The sequence below is a fragment of the Piscirickettsia salmonis LF-89 = ATCC VR-1361 genome (assembly GCF_000297215.2).
GTDB classification, from domain to species: Bacteria; Pseudomonadota; Gammaproteobacteria; order Piscirickettsiales; family Piscirickettsiaceae; genus Piscirickettsia; species Piscirickettsia salmonis.
Genome location: NZ_AMFF02000240.1, coordinates 1 through 546 on the forward strand (window position 1 = coordinate 1; position 546 = coordinate 546).

At 34.4% G+C, this 546-nt stretch carries 1 protein-coding gene; it reads left to right on the top strand.

Translation table 11 applies throughout. The features are described from left to right. On the top strand, positions 1-546 hold a 546-nt coding region (locus tag C200_RS15905; protein ID WP_033923846.1), incomplete at both ends, for a hypothetical protein.

The following is a 546-nucleotide window of genomic DNA, read 5'->3' on the forward strand; positions in this document are numbered from 1 at the left end:
CATTTTAAGGGAGGGTTACCCCCCTAAACGTCAATTGTTTGGCTTGGATTCATATAAAAACTCTTTCTTCTTACAAAAAGACAAAGATTTAAGCCGTGAGTATACTATTAATATGCATACTATGCACAGAAGAAAGTCTTTACTTAAAGATGAAATCCCTTTTGTAAGGATAAATTTCCCTTATAAAGAAGATCTATCTAGAGAATGGAGAGTAAGTTTAGATAAAACAAATAAGCAAGTTGCTGATGAGATGGTTAAAGCGGTGTTAAGTAAAGCTGAGCCTTTTACCAGAATTTATCTTGACATAAATAGAGTGAGTATTGACTGTTTCCAGCAAGTTACTTACCACAGAAGAGGGAATAGCTCGCATGAGGTTAGCACTAAACAAGTTGCTGAGTTATTAGCTCAAAGTATACCGGAGTATGCTAAAAATAACTTACAAATAAAGCTAGTAGTATCTTATGCAGAAATTTTTGCAGAAAGCTTAATGAAAGAGCTTGATCTACAAGGCTTCAAAAAAACATCTGTAACTCACCTTACGCACTG